Origin of the sequence: Paenibacillus sp. S28 (genome assembly GCF_016624415.1) — a bacterium.
GTDB lineage: Bacteria > Bacillota > Bacilli > Paenibacillales > Paenibacillaceae > Paenibacillus_AQ > Paenibacillus_AQ favisporus.
Window position 1 is genome coordinate 203,340 of sequence record NZ_JACVTM010000002.1, and the last position, 14,244, is coordinate 217,583.

A 14,244-nucleotide genomic window follows, 5' to 3' on the forward strand; every position below is an offset into this window, starting at 1 on the left:
CGTTCATCTTCATCATAAAATTGTATCCCATTATCCCAGGAAAAAGGGGCGCTGAACCATGAAAAGATCGATTTCACTTCTCTTGATGCTGATATTGGCTGTGGCCGTTGCCGGATGTTCTTCAGGAGCGGCTTCATTAGGCCTGAACGTTGGCGGCTCGAAGAACAAGGACACCCTGACGATCGTGTGGTATCCGAACGAATCCGCAGCGGATTTGAAGGATGCGCGCGACGAGGTCGGAAAGATCGTGGAGCAGGCTACAGGCAAAAAAGTGGAGCATAAGATGACGACCGATTACAACATCGCCATCGAGGCGATAGCGAGCGGAAGCGCGGACCTGGCCTATATGGGCCCTCAGGGTTATGTGGAAGCAAGAAACAAGACCGAGGACGTGAAGCCTCTCTTCACCAACAGCGGGGAATCGGGCACGCTGGATGACGCCGTATATTTTTCCTGGCTGAACGTCAGAAAAGGCGACGAAGGCGAGTTCAAAAGCGGAGATGGCTTTACCCTTGACCCTCTTCCCGGGAAAAAATTCTCCTTTGTATCGAACAGCTCGACTTCGGGATTCAAGGTGCCGTCTGCAGGCATCATCAGCTATTTTGGAAAGATGGACAAGTACAAGGATTTAAAGGAAGACGATTTGATGCAGGGCGGCAAAGATAAATTTTTCAGCGATGTCCTGTTTGGCGGCTCCCACCAGGGTTCCGCGGTGAATCTGCTGACCGGCAAGGCCGACGTCGCCGCGTTTTGCGATACGTGTGTATCCAATTACGTGGAGCTGGCGGACGGAACGGCCAACAAACCCGGGGCTGTCTATAAAGTAAAGGATGAAGCTGCCGAACCATTCAATACGCTCGCGGGAAAAGAGTTTGTCGTCGTTTCGGTGACGCCAGTTCTCAACTCCCCGTTTGTGGCGAACACGAAAACGGTGAGCGAGGATGAGCAGAAGAAGATTACCGAGGCGTTTACTTCCGATGACGTGACGCATAATCCGAAAATTTTCCTTCCCAAAGATTCCAAAGACAGCGGGCTGTTCAAGCAAAAAAGCGGGAATGAACGGTTCCTGCCGGTCGAAGACGCCTGGTTTGAACCGATCCGCGAGCTGTCCAAATAACCGGCAGCCGGCATATGAACTCCATACCAAACCGCCTGGAGGTATACGATGACTGCGTTATTGGAATTCAAGCATGTGTCCAAGCAGTATGGGTCTGAAACACGGGCATTAACGGATGTAAGCTTCTCGGTGAGGAGCGGGGAATTTGTATCGATCATCGGCCCCTCGGGGGCCGGGAAATCAACGCTGCTCCGGTGTATCAACCGCATGATCGATGCCAGCAGCGGAGAAATATGCATCGAAGGCAAAAATGTGCTGGAATTTCGCAAGAAAGAGCTGAAGCGGATGCGGACGAGCATCGGCATGATTTTTCAGCACTACAATCTGGTAGACCGGCTGAGCGTGATGGAAAATGTCCTGCACGGCCGGCTCGGCTACAAATCCACGCTTGCCGGCATGCTGGGGCTGTACCGTGAAGAGGAGAAGCAGCAGGCGTACCAAATTCTCGGCATTCTCGGCCTGGAAGAGCAGGTCTACAAGCGCTGCGACCAGCTCAGCGGGGGACAGAAGCAGCGGGTCGGCATCGCCAGGGCGCTGATCCAGGGGCCCAAAATGCTCCTCTGCGATGAGCCGATCGCTTCCCTGGACCCGAATGCATCCAAGGTGATCATGGATCATTTAAGGCACATCTCCACGAATTTGGGCATCACCGTCATCGTCAATCTGCATCAGGTGGAGACCGCTCTGAAATATTCCGACCGGATCATCGGGGTCAATCAAGGGAAAATCGTCTATAACGGAACGCCGGGACAAATGACATCCGAAGAACTCCAGCGAATTTACGGAAGCGAGAGGAGAGAGACGCGTGCTGATCAAGGCGAGACGCAAGCAGGTTGACTACTTCACGGCCAAACGTAGGCATGCGTATTTGTTTTGGGGGCTGCTTCTGCTTGTAACCTATGTTGCGGCCGTACTGACCCAGTATGATTTCATCCAGGGGCTGAGCTCCATTCCGGGCGCATTGGTTTGGGGCGTCACCCATTTTTATCCCAATGCCGAATCTCTGGCCAAGTTTCCAGACGTTCTCCGCACGCTCGTCGAAACGCTGCTGATGTCCATCGCCGCTACAACCGTCGCTTCAGTGTTTGCGTTCGTGTTTGCCCTCTTGGGCTCCCAGACGATCGGCGTCCATGCCGGGATTAAGCTGGCCAGCCGTTCGATCGCAACCGTATTCCGGAATATCGATGTCACCGCGTGGTCGATGATCCTTCTGTTTTCCTTCGGACAAAACGTAATGACCGGCTATTTCGCCTTGTTCTTTGGCTCGTTCGGGTTTTTGACCCGCGCCTTCCTGGAGTCCATCGATGAGACGGGAGGCCATTCGGCGGAAGCGCTGCGGGCAACCGGGGCCGGTTATATCTCCGTCATTTGCCAATCCGTCATCCCGGCTGCGCTGCCCCAGCTCATCAGCTGGATCCTGTTCATGATCGAAACGAACATCCGCAACGCGACACTGATCGGGATTCTGACCGGCACCGGGGTTGGGTTCCTGTTCAATCTGTACTATAAGAATCTCGATTACAACGCGGCCAGTCTGATTGTACTCGTGATCGTGATCTCAATATTGGTCATCGAATTCACCTCGAATAATATCCGAAAGGTGATGATCGGATGAGCACCGAGGCCGTCGACAAGATGATTGCCGCCGAGCTCCATCTCCGTCCGGACCGAAGACTTCCGGGCATCCCGCTTAAGAAGCCTTTTAGCAAGACCGCTTTAACGATCAGGCTGACCCTCATTGGGCTAAGCCTGCTGACCGTGCTCGCCTTCGTCAGCTTTGACTACAAAGGGATCCAGGTCTTTCAAGGCATCTACGCCACGCTGTTGAACCTGAAGACGATGTTTCTGCAGCCCCGTTTGCACCATTTCACCTTTGCCGCGGCTTTGTTCGAAGTGCTGATTACGCTGGGGCTTGCTTTTCTTGCCACCTTGTTCGGAGCGGTTATTGCGCTGTTTCTCGGCCTGTTCTCGGCCCGCAACCTGTCCTCGCCGATCGCGTCCGCCGTCATTAAAGGCCTGGTCGCGTTCATCCGCGCGGTGCCTACGGTCATGTGGGTGCTGATTTTTGCCGTCGCAGCAGGTCTTGGCAGCGTCGCCGCCGTCATCGGCATGACCTTTCACTCCATCGGTTATTTGATCAAAGCCTACTCGGAAGCCTTTGAGGAGATGGACAAGGGCACGATCGAAGCGCTGAAGTCCAGCGGTGCGAACTGGTGGCAAATCGTGTTCCAAGCCGTCATTCCGTCCTCCTTATCCTATTTGATGTCCTGGACGCTGCTCCGGTTCGAAATCAACTTCTCTGTGGCGGTTGCAATGGGAGCGGCCGCGGGGGCAGGGGGGATCGGCTATGATATGTTTATGGCCAGCGGCTTTTACTTTGATCTGCAGGAAATCGGAGCGATCACCTATTTTATTCTGGGCTTTGCCATTCTGCTCGAAATCGCCGCAAATCGTGCAAAGCGGAAGCTGATGCAGGGAAAATAACAGCAGCCGCAAGGCGTGCGTCCCATTTGGGATCGGCCGCCTGCACAAATAAAGAACCTTGGACAGGGAATGTCCAAGGTTCTTTGTGTCCGAAGCGCGTAACGCTTGCGGACGGTCCTCCAAACGGATTACCGGTGTTCGATCAGATCGATCGCACCCAGTACGATGTGGGCCAGACCGAATCCGACAATCCCCGTGGCGGCAAGCTTATACTTGCTGCCCAGCAGTGCGGCGCCGGAAGCGGTAACTACAGTTCCAAGAACGGCAGGAATCATTCCTTCACGCATGACGACACTCCTTTGGCTGTTGGTTTGGATAGACAAGGGTTATTTTTGTTTACCGTCCGTCGAATTATTCACCGTTGGCTAACATGGTGGGGGCGGAATTCAGGCCGATATGTAGATTTTCCCAATGGCATATTTGACATACTTGCTATACAATGGCTTAGCACTGCTATTTTCCGCATCCCTGTTAAACATTGGAGTTTGTATACATATTCAACATATCAAAAATAACATATTTACGCGAAACCGGCCTGTTACTACACTTTTTGTAAACGCTAACAAACAAAGCGCAGCAGCAGTCGATACCATCCTTCACCCAGAGCTGCGGAGAAAAAGCGTGGAGTAGGCTTTAGTCCGAATTCAAGGGGGGAAACTCCGAAGGGCCAACGTAAAGCCGCGCACAACAATGAACAGGAGGAATCATCTGATGAGAAAAAGTTTAAAGCCTTGGGCCATCGTACTGTGCCTGTCCATGGTCGTCTCGCTGCTGGCCGCATGCGGTTCCGGCTCGAAAGATAGCGGGGACGGCGGTCAAGCCTCCGGCTCGGCGGATAGTGTACACAAGGAGGGCTTCCCGATCGTCGACAAGCCGATCACGCTGTCGGTATTTGCGCCTGACGTGGGCAGCGCCAAGTGGGATACGATGCAGGTGTTTAAAGACATGGAGAAAATGACGAACATCAAGCTCACTTTCCAGACGGTTCCGGTCGACAGCTTCGAGACAAAGAAAAATCTGATTTTTGCGAGCGGCGACCTGCCGGATATTTTTTACGCTTCGGCTTTGACGCCGGCTGAGCAGGTGACGTACGGAAGTCAGGGAACGCTGATTCCGTTGGAAAAGCTGATTGATGAATATGCGCCGAACATCAAGAAGCTGCTGGACGAAAATCCGGACGTCAGAAAGTCGATCACGACCCCCGACGGGCATATTTACGCCCTGCCTTATGTGGATAAAGGCGCGGTATGGTACAAGAGTCCTCTGTACTATAACGGAAGCTTCCTCAAGAAGCTCGGTGTCACCAAGCTTCCGGAAACGCCGGACGAGCTGTTCGATTACCTGAAACGGGTTAAGACCGAGGATCCGAACGGCAACGGCAAGGCGGACGAAATTCCGCTCACGTCGACCAAGCTGAAGGATATCCGCGTGCAGATGCTAGGCTTCTGGGGCATCTACGACGAGGTGTATTATGCCGACAAGCAGGGGAAAGTTCACTACACGCCGCAGGAGGAAGGGTTCAAGGAGTATCTGACCTTTCTGAACCGGCTGTGGAAGGACGATCTGCTTGACCATGAAACATTCTCACAGACTGACGACCAGAAGAAGGCCAAGGGCAAAAACAATCAGGTGGCTTTGTTCAACGACTGGCTGCCGTACTTTATGCTGGGCGGTGAGCCGAACACCGACAACCCGTTCATGGAGCCACTGAAAACGGGCTTCCCGGACTCGCCGGTCGTGGCCAAGAATTCGGGAATTTCGAAAAATGGAACGTTTGCCATTTCGAGCACCAACCCTGCTCCGGAGGCAACGATGCGCTGGGTTGACTACCAGTACAGCTATGAAGGTTCTACGCTGTTCAACCAGGGGCCAGAAGGCGTGCTGTGGAAATACAAAGACGAGGCAAACCACGTCAAAGAATGGCTTCCGGTACCGGATGGAGGCGACCGCGAAAACTACCGCGGCAAGCTGACTCCGAACTACGGCATCACGACGCCGGGCGTCAGCCTTCCGGAAGTGAGCAAGGGACTGCGTTCCGACATCGACGAGTGGGTCGAAAAGGAGAACCAGGAGAAAATTTTGCCGTATGCCAAAGTGCCGTATCCGAACGTATTCCTGACGGAAGAGGAACAAACCGAGGTGACTTCGCTGCTGTCGGACCTGAACAACTACGTGGAGCAGATGGAAGCCAAGTTTGTGACCGGGCAGGAGCCGCTGTCGAACTGGGACAAGTATAAAGCCCAGGTGAAGAAAATGGGCGGAGACCGCATCGTGGAAATCTACCAGGCCGCCTACGACCGCTGGGACGGTCAAGAGTCCAAGTAGATCAGCAGTGCGCGTGAAGCAAGGGATGGAAAAAAGGTCGCCGATGTGGCGGCCTTTTTTTGTTGAGCACGAATTGAACTAAAATGACGACAACCATTGCGTTTCATTCCCAAAATGGCGTGCCTGTAAATAAAAAACCTTCCCCATTTACATACCTGCCAAATTCGCGAGAAGCACACTTTTTCGCATGCGTCGGCAATCCCTGCTTCGATTCAGGCATACCAAGAGCGTTCCTCATCCCGATTAGCACGAGCGAAATAAATAATGCTTCGATTTGGGCCACATACTCATTGGGCAGCGGAAAGTGCTCTCCGTACCAGTCTATGTACTGTTGTCTGGCAGTGGGATGAATAAAGGTACATGTGATGGCCAGGTCAGTGAGAAAAGGACCGAATCCGCACGCGCCAAAGTCAATGGGATTGGCAGCCCCATCTGCAAACACGATATTGGGAGGAACGATATCTCCGTGCAATACACCCCAAGTCAACTTGTTTTTAGGGAGTGTGTCCAGCAAAGCCATCGCTTTTTCCCCGGCGGCTTCAAGAATCTGAACATCATGTGCATCTAATAACCCTTCCCGCACCTGCTGCTTGAGCAGGTCCAGAGCGTTCTGTATGCGTTCACGATGAACCGTTGGACGGATAAAAGACGAAGGGGGCTGCCACATACTGGCATGCTGATGCAAAGCTGCCGTCATTTCAGCGGTGGACTTCAATTCCTGATCGCTGGTAAAGTACTGTTTTTGCTCGCCTTCCACCCAACTGAGCATCGTACAACTTATATCGTCCACTTGTGTAACATAAGAACCCAGCCGATTACGTTTTGGCACAGGGAGGGTGAGATGGGTATCACGATTAAGCGCATCCAACCATACCAGCTCAGATTCCAGTACATCCCGGCGCGTCCACATGGTTTCAAGCGTACTGATTTTAGATTTGTGAACACGCAGGCTGTACAGCAGCCCATGATGATCTTCAATTTTGAAAACCGCGGCACCGCTTTGTGCTACGGGCGACACGGATACAGCATTTATATCGTACTGAGCAAACGCATGCTGCGCGATGATTGCAAGATCCATTCGATTCACACCTTCTAAAGGAAATAGCCCCTAACACCGGGGGATTGATATGATACTCGCTCTAGAGCTGAACTACAGCTTAATGACAGGAATCCAAACCTCCATTTCGTACATGTTGTTACCACGATCGTAAGTCATTTCAAATTCGGGACCGTTTGCCGCTTCGTAATGAGAGCTTGGAAACCACTCGCCCCAGATCCGCCTCCACAATCCATGAATGTCATTCTGTCCACTCGGATTGATTCCGGTTGAAAAAATCGCATAAGACTGAGGGGGGATTTGAAGCTTTTCAAATCCTTCAGGCAAGCCGCTTTGGGGTAAAAAGTAACCGATCATGTACGAAAGTTGTTCTCCTTGCTTGTTGTATAAAACCGCATGGAGCTGGCCGTGTTCGCCTAAACCTGCGGCAGCGCGGATTCGTTTGACCGTTCCATCGGAAATACACTTTTGCCAAAACGCGGGTATTTCGATAAACGGATTCTCGCCGTCGGCATGGATCACAGTCGAAACGCCGAACATTTCAAAGGCAGGTTTTCCTTCCATTCTGTAGTTCATCTCGACATCTCCGCGAATCGAAATGTGAAAGGATAACCGAGGATAAGCCTTAAGCGACACACCGTTGTCGCGCGCAGCCTTTGGCATGACACCGTGCATTTTTTTGAACGCCCTGGAAAATGCCTCGGGTGATTCGTAACCATACTTCAGTGCAATATCGATCACCTTTACACCACCGGATTGCAGTTCAAATGCGGCAAGGGTAAGCCGTCTGCGCCGAATATACTCGGACAGCGAAACGTTTGTGATGAACGAAAACATGCGTTGAAAATGGTAAGCCGAGCAGCAGGCCGTTCCGGCCACTTGGTCATAGTTGATCTCTTCCGACAGATGCGTTTCGATGTATTCCAACGCATGATTCATGCGTTTCAGCCAATCCATACAGATCGTCCCTTCAACATTAATTATATGGAGTACCGAAAATGAAGCCTTGCATTCCATGCACAGAAATATCAGGTTTTCCGTCTTGCCTTACCACATACGCTGCAGTTCCTAAAAGAAAAAACGAACAGCTGAACAAATCAGCTGTTCGTTGTCAGTCCTGAAGCATTTCGCCGAGCAACACGCCGTCCGGATGGTTCAGCTTGCGGAATTGTCCCGGCGTGTAGCCGGTTTCCTTTTTAAACTTGCGGATAAAATTCGGGGTGTCGGCATACCCGACCCGGCCGATGATTTCCTTGAGCGGTTCCTGGGTCGTCACGAGCAGCCGCTTGACCTCCTCCATCCTTTTCTGCCAGATGTACTGGGTAAAGTTCAGCCCCACATTTTCCTTAAACGTCCGGCTGAAATGCGATGGAGAAATTTCAAACAGATCCGCCAGGCTCTCCAGGCTCAGGCTGTGATCCATAAAGTGCTGGTCAATATAGCCGAGCATCTGGTCCTTCAGCGAGCTCTCCTTATGCTTGGTCTCCTGCTGCACTTGCGTGCAAATATAGGAGGCCAGCTTCCTGAGCTGCCCCTCGAATTCATCCAGGGACTGAAAAGCGCTGCTGGTCGGAATCTCCTGCGTAATATGGTGGATGCCAAGCTCCGAGGCGGTCTTCAGCATCGTATTGAGAATGTCAAAGCAGATGCAGCGGGAGAGCAGCGGTGACGGGCTGCCCTCTTTTAGGCTCGTCATCGCTTCGCCGATCATGTGGGCAGAGACGTCATGGCTGCCCTGTTTCAAGCTTTGGGACAGCTTCAGCAGCACGTTTTTCGGAATCCAGAAGGCTTCCTCGCTCGCCGGCGCCAGTTTTTCAAAGAACGTAATACCGCCTTTCTCCGACGGAGTATGGAATTCCAGTGCCGAGCAGGCTTCGATAAAAGACTGATTGAGCTGCCCCGCCTGTGAATATCCGGTGCCGACGCCCATGATGGGGTTAAAGTCGAACGCCTCCAGGATATTGCTGCGGACTGCATCGACGATCCGGCTCATATGGATGAAGCTCTCCATCGCCGGGTGCGGGTCAAAGCAGACAATGAGGGCCATCTGGTCCCGGCGCGGCAGCTCCACGCTGTAAGCGGATGCCCGGAGCCCGGGGATGTCCACTTCAGCTAGGAGGGAAGCGAGCGTCTGCCAATCCTGGTAATCCTGGGAAGGGTCAGCAAGCTCGCCTCGTTCCATGGCGATGACAAAAAACTGCGAACGGTCAAACCTGATATTAAAGGCTTCCAGCAGATCCGGCTCGAGCTCCCGGTCTTCTCCCTGCTGGAGCAGTCTCAGCAGGAGATGATTCCGGGCGTACGGTTCCTGTAGGTCGGCACGGGAGCTGTATTCCTGCAGCGCGGAGCGGATATGCTCCAGTTCATTGCCCGGAAGGAGCGCATCTCCCGTTCCCCGGTCGTTTCTGGACTTCGAATTGGCGAAATCGACTAGGGCCGAAATCGGGTGATATTGTCTGCGGGCCAGAAGCAGGGCGATGCCGATGCCTGCCAGCACCACGATGCTGAACAGCATGATGATAAAGCTGCGGATGTGCAGCACGCTGCTGAAAAACTGATCGCTTGGCATCAGCGTCACATACGTCCAGCCGTTCATGTCCGATTTGGTGGACACGACGGAATGCGCTTTTCCGCCCAGCTCCACGCTGTGAATGCCCGGATCGAGGGAAAACAGATGTCCCGTGTCCAGGCCGTTGATCGTTTCGCCGTGATTGTTGGCGGCCAGCACCTGTCCGTGGTTGTCGAAAATGTACGCCAGCCCCTTGTAGCTGCCCAGAATGGAATCGATCAGACCCGTGAGCTCCGACTCATCGATCAAATACATGACCGTTGCGTGGGGATTCGGGCTGTTCGGCGTAATCGGCACCAGGTAGGCAAGCAGCGACTGCTGCCTGTAAGTGCCCCGGATCACCCGGTCCGCCGGACGCATAGTGGGAAAAGACACGTCGTTTAAATCGCCCATCAGGCTGTCTTTGGACCAATTCTGGAATATGTACTTCTCGCTGAACACGTCCAGGCTGCTAAGCCCCTGCGAGGAGTAAATCCGGTCGTCATGATGAAAATATAAAAATACATCTCCGATGATGGAGCTGGTTGACTTATATTGATCCAGAGCGTCGATCGCCTCCCGGGAATAGAACGGATCATGGACCCGGTAAGAGATCAGGCGGTCGTCGTAGGCGATCCTTGAGGCGATGTCGCCGAGCTCCTTCATACGGCCGTCGACGATGCTTTCCGCCTGCGTCAGCTGGTTCAGATGGCTTTGCTCGATTTCCTCCCGGAGGTTGCCCGCGGCGCTTTGGTAGATGAAGACGGTTACAAAAACGAGAGGAAGCAGCAAAATAAACAGATAAGACCATATATATTTCAAAAACAGCTTCGATTTCAAGTACCTTCTGAGGTTACGCTTCAAACTTTCCGCCTCCCTTTGGTTCAATCATAACAAAAAATTCCCTATCGGACATGGAATAATTCCGGCTGGCGGGTTTTTTGGCGGGAAAAGCGGGGCTTGTCCGCCAGGCTGGATACGTTGACTCGATGGATTTTTTTATATATAATATGTTTCAATGTTTCAACCATGAAAAACTGCAAATGAAGCGATGATAAGGGGTATTAGTTCCAGGGATGTCATACAGAGAGCCGGCGGGGGGTGCAAGCCGGTTGACGATTTGGGATGAACTCGCCTTTGAGCTATGATGTGAAGCGCGTTCAGAACGCGTCAAAGATCATCGATTCACCCGCGTTAAGGGTGCAAAGGGAGCGGGGATAAAGCATGTCCTCCGCTAACTAGGGTGGTACCACGGGAATCAAACCTCTCGTCCCTAGCGATGATACGCTATGGATGAGAGGTTTTTTTGTTGCAAACATGAAAGACGAGCGCCGTGCCGTCCCGGAATAACGGGCGGGCAGCGGGCGCACTTTAGGAGGCAAATGAGCATGAGTAACCAAGAGCAGGTTCAAGGCCAGGGCTACCAGCACAAGGTGATTGAACCGAAATGGCAGAAGTATTGGGATGAGCATCACACATTCAAGACGACAGAGGATCCTGAAAAGCCGAAATTTTACGCGCTGGATATGTTTCCTTACCCGTCCGGAGCCGGGCTTCATGTCGGCCACCCGGAAGGGTACACGGCGACGGACATCGTTTCCCGCTTCAAACGGATGAAGGGCTATAACGTGCTGCATCCGATGGGTTGGGACGCATTCGGCCTGCCGGCGGAGCAGCATGCGATGGATAAGGGCGAGCACCCTCGGGAAATCACGATCAAGAACATTAACACGTTCCGGCGTCAGATCAAGTCGCTCGGCTTCTCTTATGACTGGGACCGCGAGATCAGCACGACCGATCCGGAATATTATAAATGGACGCAGTGGATTTTCATCCAGCTGTACAAACGCGGCCTTGCCTATGTTGCCGAAGTGCCTGTGAACTGGTGTGAAGCCCTCGGGACCGTACTGGCCAACGAGGAAGTCATCGACGGGAAGAGCGAGCGCGGCGGCCATCCGGTCGTCCGCAAGCCGATGCGCCAATGGATTCTGAAGATTACCGAGTATGCCGACCGGCTGCTGGAAGATCTGGATGACCTGGATTGGAGCGAAAGCCTGAAGGATATGCAGCGCAACTGGATCGGAAGATCGAAGGGCGCTGAAGTGCAGTTCGACATCGAGGGGCATGACGCCAAGCTGACGGTATTTACGACCCGTCCCGACACGCTGTTTGGCGCTACTTATTGCGTGCTCGCTCCCGAACAGGAGCTGGTAGAGCGCATTACGACGCCTGAACAGAAGGATGCGGTGAAGGCCTACCAGGAGCAGGCAGCCCGCAAGAGCGATCTGGAGCGCACCGATTTGGCCAAAGACAAAACCGGTGTGTTTACCGGAGCCTATGCCGTCAATCCGGTGAGCGGCGAGATGCTCCCGATCTGGATTGCGGATTACGTGCTGGCAGGCTACGGAACCGGAGCCATTATGGCGGTGCCGGGGCATGATTCCCGCGACTGGGAATTCGCCAAGAAATTCGGCTTGAACATCGTCGAAGTGGTCAAAGGCGGAAACGTGCAGGAGGAAGCTTATACCGGGGACGGAGAGCATGTAAACTCGGGCCCGCTGAACGGACTGCACACCGAAGAAGCCATCGCTGCAATGATCGCGTGGCTTGAGGAGAACGGCAAAGGCCAGGGCAAGGTAACCTACCGCCTGCGTGACTGGCTGTTCAGCCGCCAGCGCTATTGGGGCGAGCCGATTCCGATTCTGCATCTGGAGGACGGCACAATGAAGACCGTTCCCGAGGATCAGCTTCCGCTGCTGCTGCCGGATGTGGATCAAATCAAGCCGTCGGGTACAGGGGAGTCGCCGCTGGCCAACGTCACCGACTGGGTGGAGACGATCGATCCCGAGACGGGCATGAAAGCCCGCCGCGAGACCAATACGATGCCGCAATGGGCCGGCAGCTGCTGGTATTACCTGCGCTACATCGATCCGCATAATGCAGATGAGCTGTGCTCGACGGAGAAGCAGGAGGCATGGCTGCCTGTCGATCTGTACATCGGCGGAGCCGAGCATGCGGTGCTTCACCTGCTGTATGCCCGTTTCTGGCATAAATTCCTGTACGACCTCGGTGTCGTCACGACCAAGGAACCGTTCCAGAAGCTGATCAACCAAGGCATGATTCTGGGAACAAACAATGAGAAAATGAGCAAATCGCGCGGCAACGTCATTAACCCGGACGAAATCGTAGAGCAGTTCGGTGCCGACACGCTGCGCGTATACGAAATGTTTATGGGGCCTTTGGAAGCGACCAAGCCTTGGAACGAGAACGGCGTGGAAGGCGCGCACCGCTTCCTCTCCCGCGTGTGGCGCCTGATCGTCAGCGAGGATGGCAGCCTCAGCAGCAAAATTACGGACGGCGATGGCAGCGATGAGTTCAAGCGGACATGGCATAAAACGATCAAGAAAGTGACCGACGACCTGGAGAATCTGCGCTTCAACACCGCGATCAGCCAGCTGATGATTTTCATCAACGAAGCCTACAAAGCGGATGCGCTGCCGCGTCTGGCGATCGAGAACTTCGTGCAGATGCTGTCGCCGCTCGCTCCGCACATCGCGGAAGAGCTTTGGGAGCGTCTGGGCCATCAGGAGAGCATTACTTACGTACCGTGGCCGTCCTATGACGAATCCTGGACCGTGGAATCGGAAGTCGAAATCGTCATTCAGGTCAACGGCAAAATCGTTCAGCGGGCGATGATCGCCAAAGATATGAGCCAGGAAGCCATGCAGGAACATGCCATGTCGCTGCAGAACGTGCAGCAGGCCATTGACGGGAAAACCGTACGTAAGGTCATTGCGGTACCGGGTAAGCTTGTAAACATCGTTGCGAACTAATCGGCACCGGGGCCGCCGAACTGGGCGTCACACTTTTCCAGATCCTCTTTATATTTGCCGTGGGTTGTGGCGATCAGACGGTGAAAGACGCCGGTTAAGCTGCTGTCCAGCAGGGCAAGCGCTTCGGCGGTAATGCCGCCGGGAACGGTTACCCGCTTCTGCAGCTCATGGGGCGTTAAGCCTCCCTGCGTCAGCAGTTTACCCGTACCGAGGAGCATTTCCCCGGCGATCCACGTCAGTTCGCCGCGGTCCATGCCGGTCGTTTCTACGGCGGCGTTGATCCACTGATCCAGAAAAAAGCTTAAAAAGGCAGGCCCGCAGCTGGATAAATCCGATGTGATCCTGACAAAGGATTCATCGATGATGATGGGCTTGCTGATGGGAGACAGGAGATGCTCGATGAGCTGCCTGTCTTCCTCTTTTATCCGGCTGCCATACATACATAGACAGACGCCGCTTTGAACGCGGTGGGCCACGCTCGGAATGATCTTGGCCACCTTACAGCACAAAGCCGACTCCAAGTGATGGATCTGCACCGGACTCGTGATGGATACCACCATTTGATCGGGCCGAAGCGTGCTCCCGATTTCATCCAGAATTGCTTTAAATTGAAGCGGCTTCACGCACAAAAAGATCAGATCGCTGTTGTGCGCGGTTTCCGCGTTGCTGGTGCATACATGCAGACCGGGGTGTCGCTGCTGGAGCCGGATAACCTTCTCGGGGGTACGGTTGCTGGCATAGACCTGGTTTGGAGCGAGCGAACCCGAAGCAATCAGGGCCTCAAGCAGCAGGCTGCCCATGCTGCCGGTTCCGATAAATCCTACCTTCATATAGGTTCCCTCCTTTCGTGCTTCGCAGTAACGACATGATCGTTCCCATT

General features: G+C 53.7%; 11 protein-coding genes and 1 other annotated feature. Of the genes, 6 read left to right on the forward strand and 5 right to left on the reverse strand.

Annotation, left to right across the window (positions count from 1 at the left end):
* Nucleotides 1-58 precede the first annotated feature (58 nt).
* The 4 genes from IAE55_RS05325 to IAE55_RS05340 are packed head-to-tail and all read left to right on the forward strand — an operon-like array spanning nt 59 to nt 3,601.
* The gene (locus tag IAE55_RS05325) at nt 59-1,117 is read left to right on the forward strand and encodes a phosphate/phosphite/phosphonate ABC transporter substrate-binding protein (RefSeq protein ID WP_145157996.1); all 1,059 of its coding nucleotides are present in this window, start codon (nt 59-61) and stop codon (nt 1,115-1,117) included.
* A 48-nt stretch (nt 1,118-1,165) separates the two neighbouring features.
* On the forward strand, nt 1,166-1,954 hold the full coding sequence (gene phnC, locus IAE55_RS05330; RefSeq protein ID WP_145157999.1) for a phosphonate ABC transporter ATP-binding protein: 789 nt from the start codon (nt 1,166-1,168) through the stop codon (nt 1,952-1,954).
* The gene (locus IAE55_RS05335) at nt 1,926-2,732 is read left to right on the forward strand and encodes a PhnE/PtxC family ABC transporter permease (RefSeq protein WP_234489371.1); all 807 of its coding nucleotides are present in this window, start codon (nt 1,926-1,928) and stop codon (nt 2,730-2,732) included. Before phnC ends, IAE55_RS05335 begins: the two co-directional genes overlap by 29 nt.
* Nucleotides 2,729-3,601, forward strand: a complete 873-nt coding sequence (locus IAE55_RS05340; RefSeq protein WP_397351440.1) for a PhnE/PtxC family ABC transporter permease — start codon at nt 2,729-2,731, stop codon at nt 3,599-3,601. Before IAE55_RS05335 ends, IAE55_RS05340 begins: the two co-directional genes overlap by 4 nt.
* A 128-nt stretch (nt 3,602-3,729) precedes the next feature.
* On the opposite strand, the gene IAE55_RS05345 is transcribed toward IAE55_RS05340, so the two are convergent.
* Nucleotides 3,730-3,888 carry an asparagine synthase gene (locus tag IAE55_RS05345; RefSeq protein ID WP_076169753.1) on the reverse strand — a complete coding sequence of 53 codons (159 nt, stop codon included), beginning with the start codon at nt 3,886-3,888 and terminating at the stop codon, nt 3,730-3,732.
* Nucleotides 3,889-4,312: 424 nt separating this feature from the next.
* On the opposite strand from IAE55_RS05345, the gene IAE55_RS05350 reads away from it, so the two are divergent.
* Complete coding sequence (locus tag IAE55_RS05350; protein ID WP_145158002.1) at nt 4,313-5,926, forward strand: extracellular solute-binding protein; 1,614 nt, start codon at nt 4,313-4,315, stop codon at nt 5,924-5,926.
* 103 nt (nt 5,927-6,029) lie between these two features.
* On the opposite strand, the gene IAE55_RS05355 is transcribed toward IAE55_RS05350, so the two are convergent.
* The 3 genes from IAE55_RS05355 to IAE55_RS05365 form a co-directional block, all read right to left on the reverse strand.
* Nucleotides 6,030-7,004: a phosphotransferase enzyme family protein gene (locus IAE55_RS05355; RefSeq protein WP_145158005.1), complete on the reverse strand. Its 975-nt coding sequence runs from the start codon at nt 7,002-7,004 to the stop codon at nt 6,030-6,032.
* Nucleotides 7,005-7,076: 72 nt separating this feature from the next.
* Entirely contained in the window at nt 7,077-7,940 is an 864-nt protein-coding gene (locus tag IAE55_RS05360) for an AraC family transcriptional regulator (protein ID WP_145158008.1), read from the reverse strand.
* Between the two features lie 154 nt (nt 7,941-8,094).
* Nucleotides 8,095-10,395 carry a helix-turn-helix domain-containing protein gene (locus IAE55_RS05365; protein WP_145158011.1) on the reverse strand — a complete coding sequence of 767 codons (2,301 nt, stop codon included), beginning with the start codon at nt 10,393-10,395 and terminating at the stop codon, nt 8,095-8,097.
* A 178-nt stretch (nt 10,396-10,573) separates the two neighbouring features.
* Nucleotides 10,574-10,809, forward strand: a binding site (T-box leader).
* Nucleotides 10,810-10,919: 110 nt separating this feature from the next.
* Between IAE55_RS05365 and leuS the strand changes: the two genes are divergently transcribed.
* Entirely contained in the window at nt 10,920-13,364 is a 2,445-nt protein-coding gene (leuS, locus tag IAE55_RS05370) for a leucine--tRNA ligase (RefSeq protein ID WP_200631327.1), read from the forward strand.
* Here the strand turns inward: leuS and comER are convergent.
* A complete protein-coding gene (gene comER, locus IAE55_RS05375) occupies nt 13,361-14,194 on the reverse strand; it encodes a late competence protein ComER (protein ID WP_200631328.1) in 834 nt (277 codons plus the stop codon). The genes leuS and comER overlap by 4 nt on opposite strands.
* Nucleotides 14,195-14,244: the final 50 nt, after the last annotated feature.

Excerpts from the sequence above, each read along its gene's own strand:
- IAE55_RS05325 (WP_145157996.1), top strand. The coding sequence starts at position 59 with ATGAAAAGATCGATTTCACTTCTCTTGATGCTGATATTGGCTGTGGCC.
- phnC (WP_145157999.1), top strand. The coding sequence starts at position 1,166 with ATGACTGCGTTATTGGAATTCAAGCATGTGTCCAAGCAGTATGGGTCT.
- IAE55_RS05340 (WP_397351440.1), top strand. The coding sequence starts at position 2,729 with ATGAGCACCGAGGCCGTCGACAAGATGATTGCCGCCGAGCTCCATCTC.
- IAE55_RS05345 (WP_076169753.1), bottom strand. The coding sequence starts at position 3,888 with ATGCGTGAAGGAATGATTCCTGCCGTTCTTGGAACTGTAGTTACCGCT.
- IAE55_RS05350 (WP_145158002.1), top strand. The coding sequence starts at position 4,313 with ATGAGAAAAAGTTTAAAGCCTTGGGCCATCGTACTGTGCCTGTCCATG.
- IAE55_RS05355 (WP_145158005.1), bottom strand. The coding sequence starts at position 7,004 with ATGGATCTTGCAATCATCGCGCAGCATGCGTTTGCTCAGTACGATATA.
- IAE55_RS05360 (WP_145158008.1), bottom strand. The coding sequence starts at position 7,940 with ATGGATTGGCTGAAACGCATGAATCATGCGTTGGAATACATCGAAACG.
- leuS (WP_200631327.1), top strand. The coding sequence starts at position 10,920 with ATGAGTAACCAAGAGCAGGTTCAAGGCCAGGGCTACCAGCACAAGGTG.
- comER (WP_200631328.1), bottom strand. The coding sequence starts at position 14,194 with ATGAAGGTAGGATTTATCGGAACCGGCAGCATGGGCAGCCTGCTGCTT.